General features: G+C 34.9%; 23 protein-coding genes and 1 other RNA gene. 18 read left to right on the plus strand and 6 right to left on the minus strand.

All coding sequences use genetic code 11. The features are described from left to right. Position 1 precedes the first annotated feature (1 nt). The gene (gene recU / locus ACFOY7_RS15045) at positions 2–592 is read right to left on the minus strand and encodes a Holliday junction resolvase RecU (protein ID WP_390252985.1); all 591 of its coding nucleotides are present in this window, start codon (positions 590–592) and stop codon (positions 2–4) included. Between the two features lie 374 nt (positions 593–966). Next, positions 967–1,071 carry a spore protein gene (locus ACFOY7_RS15050; RefSeq protein WP_390252987.1) on the minus strand — a complete coding sequence of 35 codons (105 nt, stop codon included), beginning with the start codon at positions 1,069–1,071 and terminating at the stop codon, positions 967–969. 217 nt (positions 1,072–1,288) lie between these two features. Here ACFOY7_RS15050 and ACFOY7_RS15055 point away from each other — a divergent pair, with 217 nt between their 5' ends. The 9 genes from ACFOY7_RS15055 (at position 1,289) to ACFOY7_RS15095 (ending at position 5,763) form a co-directional block, all read left to right on the plus strand. After that, a complete protein-coding gene (locus ACFOY7_RS15055; RefSeq protein ID WP_390252989.1) occupies positions 1,289–1,441 on the plus strand; it encodes a hypothetical protein in 153 nt (50 codons plus the stop codon). A 39-nt stretch (positions 1,442–1,480) separates the two neighbouring features. Continuing rightward, complete coding sequence (locus ACFOY7_RS15060) at positions 1,481–1,837, plus strand: DUF1798 family protein (protein WP_390252991.1); 357 nt, start codon at positions 1,481–1,483, stop codon at positions 1,835–1,837. Positions 1,838–1,855: 18 nt separating this feature from the next. Next, complete coding sequence (locus tag ACFOY7_RS15065; protein ID WP_390252993.1) at positions 1,856–2,263, plus strand: cytidine deaminase; 408 nt, start codon at positions 1,856–1,858, stop codon at positions 2,261–2,263. A 113-nt stretch (positions 2,264–2,376) separates the two neighbouring features. Beyond that, complete coding sequence (locus ACFOY7_RS15070) at positions 2,377–2,655, plus strand: CotD family spore coat protein (protein WP_390252995.1); 279 nt, start codon at positions 2,377–2,379, stop codon at positions 2,653–2,655. A gap of 113 nt (positions 2,656–2,768) precedes the next feature. Next, positions 2,769–3,326 (plus strand): SLOG family protein, encoded by a 558-nt coding sequence (locus tag ACFOY7_RS15075; RefSeq protein ID WP_390252997.1) that lies wholly within the window; start codon positions 2,769–2,771, stop codon positions 3,324–3,326. 129 nt (positions 3,327–3,455) lie between these two features. Continuing rightward, positions 3,456–3,743, plus strand: coding sequence for a cell division regulator GpsB (gene gpsB / locus ACFOY7_RS15080; RefSeq protein WP_390252999.1), 288 nt, complete (start codon positions 3,456–3,458; stop codon positions 3,741–3,743). A gap of 85 nt (positions 3,744–3,828) precedes the next feature. Further along, positions 3,829–4,219: RNase P RNA component class B (gene rnpB, locus ACFOY7_RS15085), an RNA gene on the plus strand. 113 nt (positions 4,220–4,332) lie between these two features. Further along, positions 4,333–5,463, plus strand: coding sequence for a THUMP domain-containing class I SAM-dependent RNA methyltransferase (locus ACFOY7_RS15090; RefSeq protein WP_390253002.1), 1,131 nt, complete (start codon positions 4,333–4,335; stop codon positions 5,461–5,463). A 27-nt stretch (positions 5,464–5,490) separates the two neighbouring features. Continuing rightward, positions 5,491–5,763, plus strand: a complete 273-nt coding sequence (locus ACFOY7_RS15095; protein WP_390253005.1) for a DUF6123 family protein — start codon at positions 5,491–5,493, stop codon at positions 5,761–5,763. A gap of 3 nt (positions 5,764–5,766) precedes the next feature. Here ACFOY7_RS15095 and ACFOY7_RS15100 read toward each other — a convergent pair whose 3' ends face one another. The 3 genes from ACFOY7_RS15100 to ACFOY7_RS15110 all read right to left on the minus strand — a co-directional run bounded on the left by ACFOY7_RS15100 (position 5,767) and on the right by ACFOY7_RS15110 (position 7,153). Beyond that, the gene (locus ACFOY7_RS15100; protein ID WP_390253008.1) at positions 5,767–6,162 is read right to left on the minus strand and encodes a ribonuclease HI family protein; all 396 of its coding nucleotides are present in this window, start codon (positions 6,160–6,162) and stop codon (positions 5,767–5,769) included. Then, positions 6,155–6,841, minus strand: a complete 687-nt coding sequence (locus tag ACFOY7_RS15105; protein WP_390253010.1) for a queuosine precursor transporter — start codon at positions 6,839–6,841, stop codon at positions 6,155–6,157. The genes ACFOY7_RS15100 and ACFOY7_RS15105 overlap by 8 nt, the downstream gene beginning before the upstream one ends. Positions 6,842–6,952: 111 nt before the next feature. Continuing rightward, entirely contained in the window at positions 6,953–7,153 is a 201-nt protein-coding gene (locus ACFOY7_RS15110; protein ID WP_390253013.1) for a cold-shock protein, read from the minus strand. Between the two features lie 359 nt (positions 7,154–7,512). On the opposite strand from ACFOY7_RS15110, the gene ACFOY7_RS15115 reads away from it, so the two are divergent. Then, a complete protein-coding gene (locus ACFOY7_RS15115) occupies positions 7,513–8,367 on the plus strand; it encodes a DUF72 domain-containing protein (protein ID WP_390253015.1) in 855 nt (284 codons plus the stop codon). Here the strand turns inward: ACFOY7_RS15115 and ACFOY7_RS15120 are convergent. After that, positions 8,359–9,399: a C40 family peptidase gene (locus ACFOY7_RS15120; protein WP_390253017.1), complete on the minus strand. Its 1,041-nt coding sequence runs from the start codon at positions 9,397–9,399 to the stop codon at positions 8,359–8,361. The two genes, ACFOY7_RS15115 and ACFOY7_RS15120, sit on opposite strands and share 9 nt — an antisense overlap. Before the next feature lie 118 nt (positions 9,400–9,517). On the opposite strand from ACFOY7_RS15120, the gene ACFOY7_RS15125 reads away from it, so the two are divergent. The 8 genes from ACFOY7_RS15125 to ACFOY7_RS15160 all read left to right on the plus strand — a co-directional run bounded on the left by ACFOY7_RS15125 (position 9,518) and on the right by ACFOY7_RS15160 (position 16,954). After that, positions 9,518–10,474: a thymidylate synthase gene (locus ACFOY7_RS15125; protein ID WP_390253020.1), complete on the plus strand. Its 957-nt coding sequence runs from the start codon at positions 9,518–9,520 to the stop codon at positions 10,472–10,474. Between the two features lie 12 nt (positions 10,475–10,486). After that, positions 10,487–10,981 carry a dihydrofolate reductase gene (locus ACFOY7_RS15130; RefSeq protein ID WP_390253022.1) on the plus strand — a complete coding sequence of 165 codons (495 nt, stop codon included), beginning with the start codon at positions 10,487–10,489 and terminating at the stop codon, positions 10,979–10,981. A gap of 93 nt (positions 10,982–11,074) precedes the next feature. Then, complete coding sequence (locus tag ACFOY7_RS15135; RefSeq protein WP_390253024.1) at positions 11,075–11,245, plus strand: twin-arginine translocase TatA/TatE family subunit; 171 nt, start codon at positions 11,075–11,077, stop codon at positions 11,243–11,245. Between the two features lie 33 nt (positions 11,246–11,278). Further along, complete coding sequence (tatA, locus tag ACFOY7_RS15140; RefSeq protein ID WP_390253026.1) at positions 11,279–11,449, plus strand: twin-arginine translocase TatA/TatE family subunit; 171 nt, start codon at positions 11,279–11,281, stop codon at positions 11,447–11,449. Positions 11,450–11,568: 119 nt separating this feature from the next. Beyond that, positions 11,569–12,324 carry a twin-arginine translocase subunit TatC gene (gene tatC, locus ACFOY7_RS15145; protein ID WP_390253028.1) on the plus strand — a complete coding sequence of 252 codons (756 nt, stop codon included), beginning with the start codon at positions 11,569–11,571 and terminating at the stop codon, positions 12,322–12,324. 18 nt (positions 12,325–12,342) lie between these two features. Then, a complete protein-coding gene (locus ACFOY7_RS15150; RefSeq protein ID WP_390253030.1) occupies positions 12,343–12,561 on the plus strand; it encodes a YozE family protein in 219 nt (72 codons plus the stop codon). A 125-nt stretch (positions 12,562–12,686) separates the two neighbouring features. Further along, positions 12,687–13,850 carry an exonuclease SbcCD subunit D gene (locus tag ACFOY7_RS15155; RefSeq protein WP_390254128.1) on the plus strand — a complete coding sequence of 388 codons (1,164 nt, stop codon included), beginning with the start codon at positions 12,687–12,689 and terminating at the stop codon, positions 13,848–13,850. Further along, complete coding sequence (locus ACFOY7_RS15160; RefSeq protein ID WP_390253033.1) at positions 13,850–16,954, plus strand: AAA family ATPase; 3,105 nt, start codon at positions 13,850–13,852, stop codon at positions 16,952–16,954. The genes ACFOY7_RS15155 and ACFOY7_RS15160 overlap by 1 nt, the downstream gene beginning before the upstream one ends. The last annotated feature ends 138 nt before the right edge of the window (positions 16,955–17,092 follow it).

Consider the following 17,092-nt stretch of genomic DNA (forward strand, 5'->3'; position numbering starts at 1 on the left):
TCTAAATATAATACTTTTCAATTACACTCAAATAATCTACTCTTGCATGAAATTGAATTGGTATTATATAACCTTCCTTTTTGACTGTATCCAAAGGGATAGATTTCCTGCCACCATTGAGTTGTTTTTGCCAATGGCTAAATAAGTTTTCAGCTGGATAATAATATGTTTCTTGCAGCACACTAAATCGGATAAGCAGGAAACAAATGGCACCATGATCAACGACTTGTTTCATGTGATCTATTTGATGCTGATGGATATTACTTAAAGGAAAAGAAGTTTTATTTTTAGTTTCTTTCGCTTCAAAATCAATATATTTTCCTTTGAAAATCCCATTATAATCTGTAGTGGATGCCTGTTTAAAGTAAGCTTCTTTAATGACTGCTGCACTTCTTTTAGGATAATCCACTTGAACAATTTGAACAGGTGTTGGCTTTTTGTGTATGATTGCCCGATTTGTATTTTTATAATAATCATTCGTTTCATTTATATCTTCCTCTAATGTCATCCCTCGATTACTGTAAATGGTTCCGCTAGTAACAGATGGTTTGGCAGCATTTACCGTGACTTTCTTCCCGTTCGGATAATGCATAGATTCCCCCCTGACCGTTAGAAAAACTCGTATTCTGTCGTCTATTAGCATTATGGTAGTTTTTAATATGGTATGTGCAATTACAGCTTTAAATGTCCTTTCACGTAAGAACTTCTACAATTTAGAATACTGTATAAAAACAAAAAGTACTATTAGGCAATTGCTAGATTCATCATACGCTATGCTGATTAATTGTTCAATAAAAATAATGACATAAAACATGGCTGAATACTAACTTATATATTCGGTAAGATGACTGTTGTTATGGGGGTAATGACAAAAAATAAAAATAAAATCAATGAGAATGTGTAAAAAAATCGACATTGCAAAAGTGCATTGTCGATTTTTTTACATTTTCGCTGATGGTCATTTATTTAAGTTGATGGACGATTAGGACCATTCAGTTTTTTGTCGTTCTGTGTAGGGATTGATCTATCCTTTTTCTTTTTATTATCTTTTGCCCGCTTGTTTACTCGCATTTCTTTTTCCCTCCTTGTAAATAATCAGCTTCTTAGGTAAACAAGAAACTTTCTTTCCATAGTTTGGCTCATTTTGAAGAAAAAATTCACTAAATTAGAAAAGCTTTGTCATACAGCTTCTAGTTTTGTCATACAGGAAGGATTTCAACCTTTAAACTTGAATTATTTTGGTAAGAAAACAGGGTTCCAATCTAAATAATCTCGTGAGGTGAAGAACGTGATCAATAATAAAATTGTAAAAAAGGAAAGGCTTGTTAACAAATTAGAAAAATTGATAGAGATAATGAACAAGGTAGATCAACAGGCAGCTGTTTCTTTTTCCTACAATAGTGAACAGGAACGTGTTAAAATGGTAAAGAAAGTAGTCTAACATAAATTATGTCCAGATCGGAAAGAAAAAGGTGAAACAATGCAACTACTTGATCAGATTATGTACTTAGAACAAATTTTAGACCAATTGAAAGATCGTTATTTAACGAATGAACGTCCCGAAAACAAACGTGACCCTCAGTTTTTTCAGGTGGTGAAAGAAAGAACAAATCCTATTTTCGAACAAATTGACGAGTGGTACAGCAGTGCCCTTCTATTTATTAAAAAACGTGAGGTACAAGTTCATCCGCAACAATTGCAATCAACGGAAGAAAACTTAAAATTATTATTATTACACAGCTATTATATTGATGTTAGAAAAAAACGATATATGGAATTATATCAATCAGTAAAATATGTGTTTGATTTATTGAAAAAAGATATAAATAAATATTAATTGATGGAGGAGAAGCGAATGGATCAATACGATTTAGTAAACCAAGCGAAAGCAGCTAGAGAGAAAGCATATACTCCATATTCAAAATTCAAAGTGGGTGCTGCATTATTAATGAAATCAGGAAAAATATACCTTGGGTGCAATATTGAAAATGCAGCATATCCTGTGACAACATGTGCAGAGCGGACAGCAATTTTCAAAGCAATTTCGGAAGGGGAGTATGACTTCGATCAATTAGCAGTTGTTGCAGACTCAGAGAGACCCGTACCTCCTTGCGGATCATGCAGGCAAGTTTTGAGTGAATTCTTTGCCAAAGATACGCTTATTCATACAAGTAACTTATCTAATCAGATTAAGACAATTACTATGGAAGAATTATTGCCATTTTCATTTGCAGCTGATGACATGGAAAAGGGGCAAAATTGAACATATATTTAAATTCCCTTGATAAAAATGAGGGAAAGTGGGTAGTTGTCTTAGACAAACTTCACTATCATGACATACGCTAGTATAGATCAAATATAGTGAGGTGATAAATGATGAGAAGAAGACCATGTATGCCAATGAATACAATGCCAACAAAGACTGTTTTTCATCCGACAAAATGTAAACAAGTGAACACATGCAGTGAAAGTGTTGTGAATCATATTCATCCTTCACATACTAATTGTGTTAACCATCATCTAGTGAAAAATGTCCATTATTATCCACATACTACTTCTAATCAATATACTGTAGACCAAATCAATATAAATGGTGGTCCATACCCGCCGATGTACAATCAAATGGGGATGAACCCAGTTAATTTCCCTCGTTAATGAGAAAAAGCTGTCAAACGACAGCTTTTTTATTTCTGCTGAAATACTAGCAACTAAACTCATGATCCATTATAATTTAATGGAATATGCAGGCATATAGGAGAGATATACGATTGATAAAAGTTTTGACCATTACAGGAAATAAACCAAATGAGTTAAATATCACAGGGGAAAAGGATAAAAGAATTGAATATATAAAAAAAGCCATTAGAAAGAAATTAATTTCCTTTATTGATGACGGATTAGAATGGGTTGTTGTCACAGGACAACTAGGCATTGAACTATGGACATGTGAAGTAATTTGTGAGCTAAAAGAAAAATATCCAATTAAATTAGGTATTTTCCCACCATTTCTTGAATATTCATCAAGATGGCCGGACATTTATCAAGAAAAGCTTGAACAAATGATAATGGAAGCAGATTTTTCACAACCTTTGTATAATCAGCCATATCAAGGACCATATCAATTTATCAATAAAGACAACTGGCTTATTGAAAAGTCTGATGCATGCTTAATTCTAGGAGATGAGGATTTTCCTGGAAGTGTGAAGTTCTTTCTGGATAAAGCAAAAAAAGCAGTAGAATTGTATCATTACCAGATTTTCTGGATTACCCCATATGATTTAGAGGACATTGTAAATGAAGAGCAAGATTTGCAGTCATTTGAATAGACAGGTAAATTATTGACAAGAACCAGTTATTTTGAAAAAATGAAAGAAGGTTTATTATCAATTCATTGAGATTTTTTTATTTTAAAGATATTTTAATATGCTAAGTTTTTATAAAATGAGGTGGATGGAATGGCAAATCAATTAAATGGAAAAGATATTCTTGAAAAGAACTTTAAAACATCCATGCGTGGATATAATCAAGAAGAAGTGGATGAGTTTTTAGATACGATCATTCAGGATTATGAATATTTTCAACAGGAAGTAAATCGTTTACGAACAGAAAATGACCGTCTAAAGAAAAACTCGGAAACAAGACTAAGATCGACTCCTTCCAATCATCAAGTTAATTATGACATTTTAAAAAGGCTATCGAACTTAGAAAAAGCAGTATTCGGAAGGAAATTTGAAGAAGAATAAGCTAAGTTGTAATTCTTTCCATTGACTATTTTTAAAGCCATGTTACAATAGTAAAAGCTTCAAACGAAAAATGACTTAGAGAATGAATGTAGAAGTAATCGCTGCACATCTTAATGTGTAGAGGAAAGTCCATGCTCACACAAGCTGTGATGCTTGTAGTGTTCGTGCTTGACGAAGTCATAAGTCAAGGTAACCGTTTATCGGTTAACGGCAGAGAAAATACCTACGTTCCTGTTAGGAATATGGTGTGAGTATCTTGAAAGTGCCACAGTGACGAAGCTAGACAGGAAACTGTTTAGGTGGAACGCGGTAAACCCCTCGAGTGAGCAACCCAAATATTGGTAGGGGCATCTTCTATTAGGGAATAAAGAACCGAACGAAGGACAAGCTAGATACTTGTAGACAGATGATTACACCTTTGGTACGAGGCTGACCACCGTTTGCAGTACGAAAAGGACAGAACATGGCTTATGAACATTCATTCGGTCAATAAATGCTTAATAAAAACCCCTTTTCTTCATGAAAGGGGTTTTGATATTATATAAGTGAATTTTAAATAAGAATGCTAATACATAGAAGGGGCTATTTTATGAAGAAAAAATTTACTCTGATAGCAACAGCGGCAATGGGATTAGAGTCAGTTGTTGCAAATGAAGTGAAGGCACTAGGTTATGAAGACGCAAAAGTGGAAAATGGAAAAGTGATCTATGAAACAGATGAATTAGGAATTGCCCGATCAAACCTGTGGCTGCGTACGGCTGACCGTGTCAAATTACTAATTGGTGAGTTTGATGCCCGTACATATGATGAGCTTTTTGAACAGACAAAAGCTTTAGCATGGGAGAAGTATATACCCGAAGAGGGTGAATTTCCGGTCATTGGTAAGTCTCACAAATCTACGTTATACAGTGTTCCCGATTGCCAGTCAATTGTAAAAAAAGCAATTGTAGAGCGATTAAAGCAAAAACATGGGGTCGCCCGATGGCTAAAAGAAACAGGGGCACTGCATAGAGTAGAGGTTGCCCTATTAAAAGATAAAGTAACTTTAACATTAGATACATCTGGCAGCGGACTTCATAAACGAGGTTATCGAGTGGGACAAGGAGAAGCACCTATAAAAGAGACATTAGCTGCAGCTCTCGTGAAATTAACCAATTGGACACCTGATAAACCTTTTTATGATATATTTTGCGGTTCTGGTACCATTCCGATAGAAGCAGCATTAATTGGTCAAAATATTGCCCCAGGGTTTAACAGGGAGTTTGCATTCGAAAATTGGGATTTTATTCCTTCCTCTATTCACGAGCGAGCATTAGAAGAGGCTGAGGATTTAGCGAATTATGATCAGCCATTAGATATTTCCGGTACAGATATAAGTCATAAGATGATTGAGATAGCTAAAGAGAATGCAATGGAAGCAGGGCTTGGTGATTTAGTGAAATGGAAACAAATGCAAGCGACAGATTTTTATACAAAAGCGACTGGTGGTTACATTGTTAGTAATCCACCATATGGAGAACGTATTGGAGATCGAAAAGAAGTAGAAGCAATGTATCATAATCTTGGTCAAACATTGCAGAAATTTCCGTCATGGAGTGTCTATATACTGACAGCAAATGAAGATTTTGAAAAGCTTTATGGTAAGAATGCTTCTAAAAAGCGTAAGCTCTTTAATGGATTTATTCGCACAGATTACTACCAATATTTCGGTATGCGTTAATTAAATCAAGTTAAATGAGGGATAACTGTGAATAATAATGAAATATTAGCATACTTTTTGGAAAATTTATGGACAAAAGGCTTTAAATTAACAGATGAAGAAGTCCATTTTATCTATTTTGGTATGAAATATACGAACACAACTGTCATACAAGTAAAAATCGCGTTATCCCTCACATTACAATTACAATTTAATTTTGATCGAAGTTTTTATATAAGCTTATTAGAATTATTTAAAACAAACCATATTCAATCAATGAAAGAAGCCCGTCTACTTCTGCAAAAGAAACATCTGATATAAAGACTACGAATCTCGCTTTAATAAAGCAGTACGTGCTAACTTATCAGCATGATTGTTTTGTTTTTCGGGAATCCATTTAATAAAGAAATATGGAAAGGTGTTGGATAATGTCATAACCTTCTCCAAATATGGTTTAAAAAAAGAATTCTTCACAAATTGCCTTTCTATTGTCTCTACAACAAGTTTAGAGTCTGATCGAAAGGATAAGATCTCATCAGGGAAGTTCTCTTGGCAAAATAATAGTGCTTCAATCACAGCAATAAATTCTGCTTCGTGGTTCGTATATTCTCCAATATAAAGTGAGAGAGCAGAAGACTCGATTCCTTTTTTCATATAGACCCCAATTCCGCTTGGACCTGGATTACCCTTCGTTGCAGCGTCCGTATATACTTCAAGCATACTTATCACCTTTATTCCATTTTTTAGCTAAATATATAAACGGTGTATCAATGACCGAGACAATAAACTTAATTATGTATGTCGTTAATAATATCTCTAACCAGTCATTTACAGCGTATAAACCATAGAAAGCGATGGAACAAAAAATTAGGGTATCAACTAATTGACTTATCATCGTACTAGCATTATTTCTAATCCATAAAAATTTTGTTCCAGGTAACCACCGCTTAATTTTTGCAAAGAGCCATACATCAATATACTGGCTGACTACAAAACCAAGCATACTGCCAATCGCAATGTTTGGAATAACTTCAAATATTGCTTCAAGTGCTGGCTGTATAATATCGGATTCATGTGGTGCGAACCGCAGTACCACTTGCATAATAACTGTCATAATTAGCAATGTTGAAAAGCCCATCCAAACCGCTTTTTTTGCATCATTTTTACCATGGTTCTCATTCAATATATCTGTTGCTAAAAAGACGGTGCCATACATTATATTTCCAAGTGTTGCAATAAGTCCAAACATTTCCACTGTTTTTAATACTTGTATATTTGCGATTACTGTAGCCATCCCTATCCAAACGAACAACCCTGCCCGCCCAAAAAGACGATACATGATAATTAATAATGTAAAATTTAAAATCGCAAAGAAAATCCATAATAATTCATTCGGCAATGTAAAAACGTCCTTTCCAACTTTCCCATTTAAAGATTACCATACTATATCAGCGTGTGGAAACACAAGCATTAGAAAAGGCGATGAACCATATCATCGCCTGGGAAATTGTTATTTTTTTTCTACATTGGCAGCTTGTGGGCCTCTTTCACCTTCCACAATTTCAAAAGTTACTTCTTGGCCTTCTTCTAAAGTCTTAAATCCTTCTTGTTGGATTGCGGAAAAGTGTACGAATACATCATCACCATCCTCCAACTGAATAAATCCATACCCTTTTTCCGCGTTAAACCATTTTACTACACCATTTTCCATCTTTTCTTTCCTCCCTAAATCCATTCACGTAATAGATACGTGGAATTCCACAAACAAGATGATGGGTTTCTAGAAAGCATTCTTGGCTGTATCAATAAATGCAAAAAAAGGCAGCAACAATAGAAGTATAGGATCACCATTTAATTCCTACTCCTATATAGAAGCTACCTGTAAATAATGAATCCCGGACATCTGATTTGCTTGTGTATACTATAGCCCATTTAAAAAATGCCGTCAAGAATTCCGCCATCCGACTCTTATCTTGTGAAAAAGGGAAAAGTTATGGTATTTTTTATAATAGAAGTACATTTCATTCGAAAAACTTTTAGCATTTGTTAGTAAAAGAGGGATTTGAGAATATGTCAATTCTTATTGGGTTAACAGGGTGGGGGGACCACCCTGCACTTCACCTGCAGTCAAATCAGAAAAACAAGTTAGTTGAATATAGTTCGCATTTTCCGACGGTTGAAGTAGACAGCTCCTTTTATGCGATTCAGCCCCAACAAAGGTATAGTAACTGGATAGATCAGACGCCAGAGTCTTTTTCTTTTGTTATTAAAGCATATCAAACATTAACAGGCCATGACCGGAAACATTTAACCAATCTCGAAATGAAATCCCTAATGAAGGATTTTAAGCAATCGATTGAACCGGTTAGAAGTGCAAAGAAATTAAACATGGTTTTGTTTCAGTTCCCGCCATGGTTTGGACTGAATAGACAAAATATAATTAAACTGCAGAAATTACGTGAATGGATAGGAGATTTACCAGTTGCTTTAGAATTTCGTAACAGGACATGGTTAGAAGATTATCGAGACAAAACATTGGAATTTCTTCGTTCAGAAGGCTGGATACATGTTATATGTGATGAACCGCAAGCAGGTGTAGGTTCCATTCCTATTGTTCTAGAAACGAGTAATAAACAACACGCATTAGTGAGGTTTCATGGCAGAAATGTTCACGGCTGGAATAATCATGGACAGGATAATTGGCGAGAAGTCCGCTTTTTATATCGATACAATGAAAGGGAATTATCTGAATGGGCTAGCCATATTCATGTATTACAGAAACAAGTAGAACAAATTACAATTTTATTCAACAATAATTCTGGTGGAGACGCTTACGATAACGCAAAACAATTAATGAATCTTCTTAATGTTAAGTATGATGATCTCCATCCTAAACAAATGAACATATTTGATGAATTATTCTGATACGACTCTTTTTGCACCTAGATATCGTTCTGACCAATAGGGTTGATCCAGTGTACTAATCTCCACACCGTTAGATGCCCCTGCATGAATGAATTGTCTATTACCAATATATATACCAGCATGGGAAGGTCCTGGTTTGTATGTTTCAAAAAATACGATATCACCTATTGCTGGTTGGTCTAATGGTTGGGTTGCATTCCACATTTCATTCACGGTTCTCGGTAAATGAATATTTAATTGTTTAAATACATACTGAATATAGCCGCTGCAGTCAAACCCAGCCGTAGTTGTGCCACCCCAAACGTATGGAATACCTTGGTAAGCTTTCGCTGTTCCTACAATATCCGGTATATGGTGAGTAGTTACTTGAACCAATTCTGCCTCAGCTGCTTCGTTTTCGACAGTATGATTGGAAGTAGGTTCCACATTATTTTCGTATGTATTATTTGGTTCTGGCTGGATTGTTGGTGAATTGGATACATCATGGAATGCCTCATTTTCAATATGAACGATTTGTAACCCTTTGTCTTGTTTATAAGCTTGAAGAGCGGCATCGGTTTTTGGACCATAAATTCCGTCAATTTCAGCTTCATAATATCCATAGTATTGAAGTGCTACTTGCAGTTGTTCGACTTCTTCCGGGCTGCTGTTTTGCTCTGATGTAATTTGCTCGGAGAGAATTCCTTCATAACTGTCAGCTTCTAGCTTTATTAATTTTTGAATGGTCTGAGAATCTGCTTCCCCACTAATTTTAATTTGTTGGTCTTTCTGAAATTGTTTTACAGCGAATTCTGTTAAAGCGCCAAATTTTCCGTCTATTGATGAATCGTAGTAAGATAATTTTTGTAATTTATGTTGAAGAATTCTGACAGAATCATGATGTACTCCAAATGATAAAACGGTTGCTTGTTCTAATATTTGGCTTTGTACAATTGGGTATGCATCAACATAAAAGGAAAAAGGTTGACTAAAAGCAAAACTGTATGCGACGGAGTGCTTTACAACGGTTGACAACTGATCATGTAATAACATATAAGCCCTCCCTTGAATATTGCTTAACAAAAATGTATGCTTAATTAATTAGATTATGATGCGTTGATCTATTTGTTATGATTTTGTAATATTATGTATGAATGAGAGGTTGAAGAAAATGACTACTAGTGAACAAGCTTATTTGGATTTATGTAAACAGGTTTTAATGAAAGGAAACGAAAAGGATGACAGAACCAATACTGGTACACTATCTATATTCGGTCACCAAATGCGCTTTGATCTGAGCAAGGGATTCCCGTTATTAACAACGAAGAAGGTTCCATTTCGATTAATCGTGAGTGAATTGCTGTGGTTTATTAAAGGGGACACCAATATCCGTTACTTATTACAACACAATAACAACATATGGAACGAATGGGCTTTCCAAAAATGGATAGATAGTGAAGACTATAACGGCCCCGATATGACTAATTTTGGTCATCGTTCATTAAAAGATCCATCATTTAAAGAGCAATATGAGGAACAAATGAAGCTTTTTACTGATAAAATTTTAAAAGATGAACAATTTGCTGACAAATACGGCGACTTAGGTTCTGTGTATGGCTCTCAGTGGCGTTCTTGGAAAACTTCTAAAGGAGAAACGATCGATCAATTAAAGGAAGTAATTACATCGATTAAAGAGAACCCATATTCCAGGAGACATATCGTAACGGCGTGGAATCCAGAAGATGTGCCATCAAATATGGCTCTGCCTCCATGTCATACTATGTTTCAATTCTATGTTTCTGACGGCAAGTTAAGCTGCCAATTATACCAACGGAGTGGCGATATTTTTTTAGGTGTTCCGTTTAATATTGCAAGTTATGCTCTGTTAACATGTCTTATTGCTAAAGAATGTAACTTAAAACAAGGTGAGTTTATTCATACATTAGGAGATGCTCATATCTACTCTAATCATTTAGACCAGGTAAGAACCCAGTTAGAACGAGAACCAAAACCTTTACCAACTCTTAAACTAAATGATTTCTCATCAGTTTTTAATGTCGAAGTGGGAGATATAGAAATTGATAATTATAATCCACATCCAGCGATAAAAGCACCAGTAGCGGTATAAAGGAGGAAGAATATGATTTCATTACTTTTTGCAATGGATCGTGATAGAGTGATCGGGAAAAATAATGACTTGCCATGGCATTTGCCAAATGATTTGAAGTTCTTTAAAAACCTGACAATGAATCAATCGATCATTATGGGGAGGAAAACATTAGACTCAATGAATGGCCCGCTGCCGAAACGGGAAAACATTGTGCTAACAAGAGATACTAATTTTAACCCACCGAATTGTAAAGTCATTCATTCGATTGAAGATTTGCAAGAACTTATTAATGAGAACAAGGAAAAAGAATGGTTTGTCATTGGTGGTGAGAATGTTTTTAAACAAGTACTTCCTATCGCTGATCGTATTTATATGACCTTTATTGATCAATCGTTTGGAGGAGATACCTTTTTCCCTGAATTTGACCAATCGGAATGGATTGTTACTAGTGAAAAAGAAGGAGAAGTGGATGAGAAGAACCGATATCCGCACACCTTTATTCAATACGATCGAAAAAGATTGTGAAAATATGTATTAGATCAAGACAAGCTAGACAAAACATGGTAAGATGGGTATGATAATAAACGAAAAGATATAAGAAAAAGGTGGGCAAATTATATGTTACAATCTATTGGAATACCAGGATTGATTTTAATATTAGTCATTGCTCTTGTTATTTTTGGCCCAAAGAAACTTCCGGAGATAGGGAAGGCTACCGGTGAAACGTTACGAGAGTTCAAAAAATCTGCACGTGAATTAACAGATGAAGAAGAACAGAAAAATTCCTAATAAAGTCACTTTCAGTAGAATGAGGTGAAACGGATGTTATCTAGTATTGGTTTTCCAGGGTTAATCCTGATTTTAATTACTGCATTAATCATTTTTGGTCCTTCAAAGCTACCTGAAATCGGGAAGGCGGTTGGAAGCTCTTTACGCGAATTTAAAAAAGCGACAAATGATATAATGAACGATGATAAAAAAGAGCAAAAGTAAATTTTAAAGGTGTAAAAGTCTCGACCCTTTTACATCTTTTTATTATACGAAAAACGTGATATATTTTTTCCATAATACATTTATGAGTTAAGGTTGAGCTATGAAGGGGTTTTAGAAGCATGAAGCAAGAAAAATCATTATCAAATGATAAAGAGATGGGTTACCTTGACCATTTTGCGGAATTACGCAATCGATTGATCATCACGACAGTTATTTTTATCCTTTTCTTTGGATTAGGACTATATTTCGTTAATGATATTCGTGATTTCTTTTTAAATGACATTGATATTACGCTAAATCTACTTTCGCCGGAAGAAATCATTTGGGTGATATTCACCATTGCTTTAATAGTTGCAATAACCGGCACTTTACCATTTTTGTGTTTGCAATTATGGCTGTTTGTAAGGCCTGGGTTAACTCGTCATGAGCGGAGGGTTTCCGCCTGCTATATTCCAACAGTTTTCTTATTATTTTTAGCTGGTTTATCATTTGGTTATTTTATTTTTGTAAAACTAATTCTACCATTTGTATTATCACTAAATGACGGGATATTTGAAACATTGTTCTCGGTAGAAAATTATTTTCGTTTTATATTCAATGTTACCTTACCTTTTGCTATTTTTTTTGAGGTCCCAATTATTTCAATGTTTTTAACTAGCTTAGGCATAGTAACACCTCATTTTTTAAGCAAAACAAGGAAGTATGCTTATTTTATTCTGATCATTATCGGGACCATGATTTCTCCTCCAGACTTTATCTTACAAATAGTTGTCGCTATACCACTGATTATTTTGTATGAAATTAGTATTATGCTATCCAGAATGGTATACCGTAAGAAGGAGGAAAAAAACGAGGCATTTATGAGAGAGTCTTAAAAGAGAGGAAATTAAGAAATGAAAAAATCATTCTACCAATATATGTTGCGACATCGTGGCAACCGGAATTTAGACAATGAAAGAAAACTGGCGGAATGGATGTTTAATGAACATGACTTTCCGATACATTCCACAGATTATGATGAAATTAGCCAATATTTAGAATGGAATATCCCATTTACAGAGGCCTTAGCCACTTTTGACCATTTATGGGATAAATATTTAGAGGAAAGCTAAACCATGAGTGAATTCTCATGGTTTTTTCAGTGGTAATTATCACTAGTGGGAACAAGTGTTCCAAATATTGTAGACGACATTTTTAAGATCTTGTATAATTAAAGATAAATATGATAAATAGGTTGGTGATCACTTTGAAAATTATTCATACAGCTGATTGGCATTTAGGCAAGCTAGTCCATGGTCTTCATATGACTGAAGATCAAACTGATGTTCTGGATCGGTTATTCGAAATATTAGATCAGGAAAAACCAGACATTCTCATAATAGCTGGTGATTTATATGATCGATCTGTTCCACCACGGGAGGCGGTAGAATTATTAAATACTGTGTTAACGAAAATATGCACTGAATTACACATTCCTGTGATGGCTATATCCGGGAATCATGACAGCCCTGACCGTCTTGGATTTGGTTCTTCATTATTCCGGTCCCAACACCTTTATTTACACACTGCTATAGAGCAGGCTTTTCAGCCAGTTGTAATAGAAGATAAAGATGGGCCTGCAAACTTCTTCTTGATCCCATACTTCGAGCCTGCCCAAGTTCGGGAATATTTTGAAGATAATGAAATTGACACACATCATCATGCAATGAAAAAAGTATTGGAAGAAATTAAGGCATCCATTAATTATAATGAGCGGAATATTATTGTTGCCCATACTTTTGTTGCTGGCGGGATGGAGTCAGATTCTGAAGAGCGTTTAACAATGATCGGAGGCAGTCCTTATGTGGACGCCTCCCTTTTCAGTGATTTTGATTATGTTGCATTAGGTCATTTACACCGTCCACAAAAGATTTTGAGGGATACAATCAGATACAGTGGTTCCATAATGAAATATTCCTTCTCTGAAGCTACTCATGGGAAATCAGTCACGTTAGTGGATATGGACTCCCAAGGGGCTTGTGTAATTAAACAAATTCCTCTTCGGCCAGCTAAAGATATGAGAGTAGTAAAAGGATATTTTCAGGATTTAATAGAAGAAAAAGTGATTCCTGGAACAGAGGATTATTTACAAATTGAACTTCTGGATGATGGTCAAATACTTGACCCTGTATCTAAATTAAGAAGTATCTTTCCAAATATATTACGGTTGGAAAGAAAGCAGAATCTTCTCGGCATGTCATTAAAAGACAAAGAAAAAATTCACAAAAAACAGGAAATGACACATGAACAATTATTCGAATCCTTCTACAAAGAAATTAAAGGAGAAGAGATACCTAGAGTTAGATCTAATTATATTCATGAGATAATGACTTCACTAATAAATGAAGAGAGGGAGAAGTAATGCGGGTCTTAACATTAGAATTAACTGCATTCGGGCCATATCGCCAAAAACAATTGATTGATTTTGAACAGTTGGGAGACGAAATGATCTTTCTAATTACTGGTCCAACGGGTGCAGGTAAGACTACTATTTTTGATGCAATCTGCTATAGTATATATGGACGTGCGAGCGGTACAGATAGAGATCAAGATACCTTCCGCAGTCACTTTGCAACGAGTGATGATTTAACGAGTGTAACATTAACCTTTACATTACATGAGAAGACATATCGTGTAACAAGATCACCGAAGCAATTGAAACCAAAAGCAAGAGGGGAAGGATATACAGAGGAACCTGCGAGTGCCTCTCTCTATCAATTAAATCATGAGCAGAAATGGGAGCTGCTTGAAACCAAAATTAAAGATGTTAATGAAACATTAGAATCAATGGTTAACTTAGATTATGAACAGTTCCGTAAAATGATTATGATTCCTCAAGGTGAATTTCGCAAACTTATATCTGAAAACAGTAAAGAACGCGAAGAGGTTTTACAGAAAATTTTCCGCACCTATTTTTATCGTGATATGACTGAGAAAATGAAAAGTGATGCTAAAATGCTAAAAGAGAAATCGGAAAAATTGGAGTGGAAGCTTGAGCAAGAACGTATAAAAATATCAACAGATATGATGGAGTTAGAGGAAGATCAGCCAATAATCGATCAAATTCACGCAAAAATAAAAGAATTGTATGAAGAACAGAAAGAGTTGCAAGAGAAGCAGGAGCAACTCAAACAGCGGCAGCAGCAATTAGAGCAAGATTACTATCATAAACAGCAAATCGTTGAATTATATGACCAGCTCGACCGAAAAGTGGAGGAAAGCAAACAACTGCAACAAAGAGAGCCCCAAATAATTGAGCAAAAGGAAGTTTTACAGTTAGCAAAGCTAGCAGAGCAGCTCATTCCACTTGAACAACAATTGCTTAACAGGGAAGAGGAATTGCATCAACAACAAAAGCGTTCTAAAAATATCCAGCAACAGCTTTTGGACAAGCAAACAGAATTTGAAAGAGAAGAAGTGCAGTATAACCAGCTGAAAAGAGAAGAAGCAGCGAGGGACCGATTAAAAATAGACTTACTTCAAAAGAAAGAAAGTCTAGGAAAAATCAAGGAATATATGAATGTAAAAGAACAATTTAATAAGTTAGCATCAATAGTTACTACGGATCAAGAGAAAATGAAAAAGACTGAGCTAGCATTAGAGCAATTAAACAAAGAGAAAGAACAAAGCTACCAGTTGAATGATCAAATTCATCACTTACAGCAAACAATTCAACAAGCAAAGTTTAATAAAGAAAAAAGTCATAGACAGTTAGTGATCTGTCGAGACATTATCAATGAATCTTCTCAATTAGATATTATGAGGAAAGATTATCAGCAAGTGAAAAATGTTGTTATTAAACTTAACGATAAAGTAGACAAGCAAAAATTAAAATGTGATCAAATTGAGCAAGGTTATCACAAGAATATTGCAGAAATTCTTGCTAGTAAACTATCAGACGGAGAAGCCTGTCCTGTCTGTGGATCAGTCCACCATCCTAAAAAAGAAAGTGAAAAAGTTAATGATATTAACAAGGATACGTTAGAGAATGAGCGGAATCATTTGCATCAACTTGAAGAAGAATTAAAAACAATGGAAAGGAAAATGTATGAAATTAAAGAACAGGGTGAAGCCAGAAGAGCTATCTTAAACAGTTATTATCAATCATTAGATAATACTTTTCAGTCATTAAGTTTAGATGAGATGAAAGAGACGGTTAAACAATTAGAGATTAAGGAAAAGATGAGCGAGAAAGAGATACTTGATCTGTACAACTCTGTCGCTGAATTGCAAGCATCCCAAAAAAGTGTACAAGAAATTCAACTAGCGATTGATCGAAAAAAAGAAGAACAAACCAAGTTAATGCAGGAATTTACTTTTAAAAATGATCAATTACAGCAATTACAAATAAAGATTGCTTCCCTGGAAAGTCAACTTCCTGCTAACATAGACTCATTTAAAGACTATGAACAACAAATTAAGGAGTTGGAGATTAACTACAATAATCAAATGAAGCATTGGGAAAACTCTCAACAACGCTATGACAAGGTAAAACAGGAATTAGCAGAAATTAAAACTATTTCTCAACAGGCAGCACAATTTAGTCTGCAGCTTCAGCAAAACTATGAGAAACAAAAAGAACTATTCGATAAGACTTTAAAAGAAAAGAACTTCGATTCAGTAGACGCATACAAAAATGCTTTATTGACTCAAAATCAACAAGAGGATTTAAACAAGTTTATAGAAGAATATGAAGAGACAAGGAAAGTAAATGAACAGCGAATACAAGAAATCAAAGCAGCACTTAAGGACTATGAGAAACCTGATTTAGAACCACTAAAGGAAGAGTTGAACCAATTAAAAGAAAAGCAATTATTCCTTTCAAAGGATGAGCAGTCAATTGAATGGCTAGTGACACAATTAAAGCGGTCGGAAATAAATGTACAATCTATTGAAAAAGATTTAGCAGCAACTTCTGAAAGATATTATCATATTGGAGAGTTAGCAAATATGGCAAAAGGGGACAACCCACAAAGGCTTTCATTCGAGCGGTTTGTCTTATCAACGTTTTTAGATGAAATTTTAATACAAGCAAATTTAAGGCTTGATAAAATGACAGATAATCGTTTTCAACTAATCCGGAGTGAAGAATTAGCAAAAAGGGGAGCGCAGAGTGGGTTAGATTTAGAAGTACTTGACCATTACACTGGTAGAAAGAGATCTGTAAAAACTTTATCCGGTGGAGAAGGCTTTAAAGCAGCGTTAAGTCTTGCTCTTGGTATGGCTGATATTATTCAGTCACATGCCGGTGGTGTCCAGTTAGATACCTTATTTATTGATGAAGGTTTCGGTACACTTGATGAAATATCGTTAGAACAGGCAATCCAATGTTTGAAAGATCTACAACATGATCATCGTGTGATTGGTGTCATTTCCCATGTATCTCAATTAAAAGAGTCCATAAAAGCCAAACTAGTTGTTCAAAGCTCAAATGATGGATCCAATGCTAAATTTGTTCTCCAATAGATTGTCATATTGTTACAAAAAAGAACAGAAGATCACGCTATCCTGTCGCATTGTGCGCTTACCCAGGAAATAATCATTTATTATTTCTCTAATTTCCCTTTTAAGTGAATGCCTATACAGAAAAAGGCTAGTAACATA

It is taken from the genome of Gracilibacillus xinjiangensis (assembly GCF_042651765.1).
Taxonomy (GTDB): Bacteria; Bacillota; Bacilli; order Bacillales; family Amphibacillaceae; genus Gracilibacillus; species Gracilibacillus xinjiangensis.

Excerpts from the sequence above, each read along its gene's own strand:
- recU (WP_390252985.1), bottom strand. The coding sequence starts at position 592 with ATGCATTATCCGAACGGGAAGAAAGTCACGGTAAATGCTGCCAAACCA.
- ACFOY7_RS15050 (WP_390252987.1), bottom strand. The coding sequence starts at position 1,071 with ATGCGAGTAAACAAGCGGGCAAAAGATAATAAAAAGAAAAAGGATAGA.
- ACFOY7_RS15060 (WP_390252991.1), top strand. The coding sequence starts at position 1,481 with ATGCAACTACTTGATCAGATTATGTACTTAGAACAAATTTTAGACCAA.
- ACFOY7_RS15065 (WP_390252993.1), top strand. The coding sequence starts at position 1,856 with ATGGATCAATACGATTTAGTAAACCAAGCGAAAGCAGCTAGAGAGAAA.
- ACFOY7_RS15070 (WP_390252995.1), top strand. The coding sequence starts at position 2,377 with ATGAGAAGAAGACCATGTATGCCAATGAATACAATGCCAACAAAGACT.
- gpsB (WP_390252999.1), top strand. The coding sequence starts at position 3,456 with ATGGCAAATCAATTAAATGGAAAAGATATTCTTGAAAAGAACTTTAAA.
- ACFOY7_RS15090 (WP_390253002.1), top strand. The coding sequence starts at position 4,333 with ATGAAGAAAAAATTTACTCTGATAGCAACAGCGGCAATGGGATTAGAG.
- ACFOY7_RS15100 (WP_390253008.1), bottom strand. The coding sequence starts at position 6,162 with ATGCTTGAAGTATATACGGACGCTGCAACGAAGGGTAATCCAGGTCCA.
- ACFOY7_RS15110 (WP_390253013.1), bottom strand. The coding sequence starts at position 7,153 with ATGGAAAATGGTGTAGTAAAATGGTTTAACGCGGAAAAAGGGTATGGA.
- ACFOY7_RS15115 (WP_390253015.1), top strand. The coding sequence starts at position 7,513 with ATGTCAATTCTTATTGGGTTAACAGGGTGGGGGGACCACCCTGCACTT.
- ACFOY7_RS15120 (WP_390253017.1), bottom strand. The coding sequence starts at position 9,399 with ATGTTATTACATGATCAGTTGTCAACCGTTGTAAAGCACTCCGTCGCA.
- ACFOY7_RS15125 (WP_390253020.1), top strand. The coding sequence starts at position 9,518 with ATGACTACTAGTGAACAAGCTTATTTGGATTTATGTAAACAGGTTTTA.
- ACFOY7_RS15130 (WP_390253022.1), top strand. The coding sequence starts at position 10,487 with ATGATTTCATTACTTTTTGCAATGGATCGTGATAGAGTGATCGGGAAA.
- ACFOY7_RS15135 (WP_390253024.1), top strand. The coding sequence starts at position 11,075 with ATGTTACAATCTATTGGAATACCAGGATTGATTTTAATATTAGTCATT.
- tatA (WP_390253026.1), top strand. The coding sequence starts at position 11,279 with ATGTTATCTAGTATTGGTTTTCCAGGGTTAATCCTGATTTTAATTACT.
- tatC (WP_390253028.1), top strand. The coding sequence starts at position 11,569 with ATGAAGCAAGAAAAATCATTATCAAATGATAAAGAGATGGGTTACCTT.
- ACFOY7_RS15150 (WP_390253030.1), top strand. The coding sequence starts at position 12,343 with ATGAAAAAATCATTCTACCAATATATGTTGCGACATCGTGGCAACCGG.
- ACFOY7_RS15160 (WP_390253033.1), top strand. The coding sequence starts at position 13,850 with ATGCGGGTCTTAACATTAGAATTAACTGCATTCGGGCCATATCGCCAA.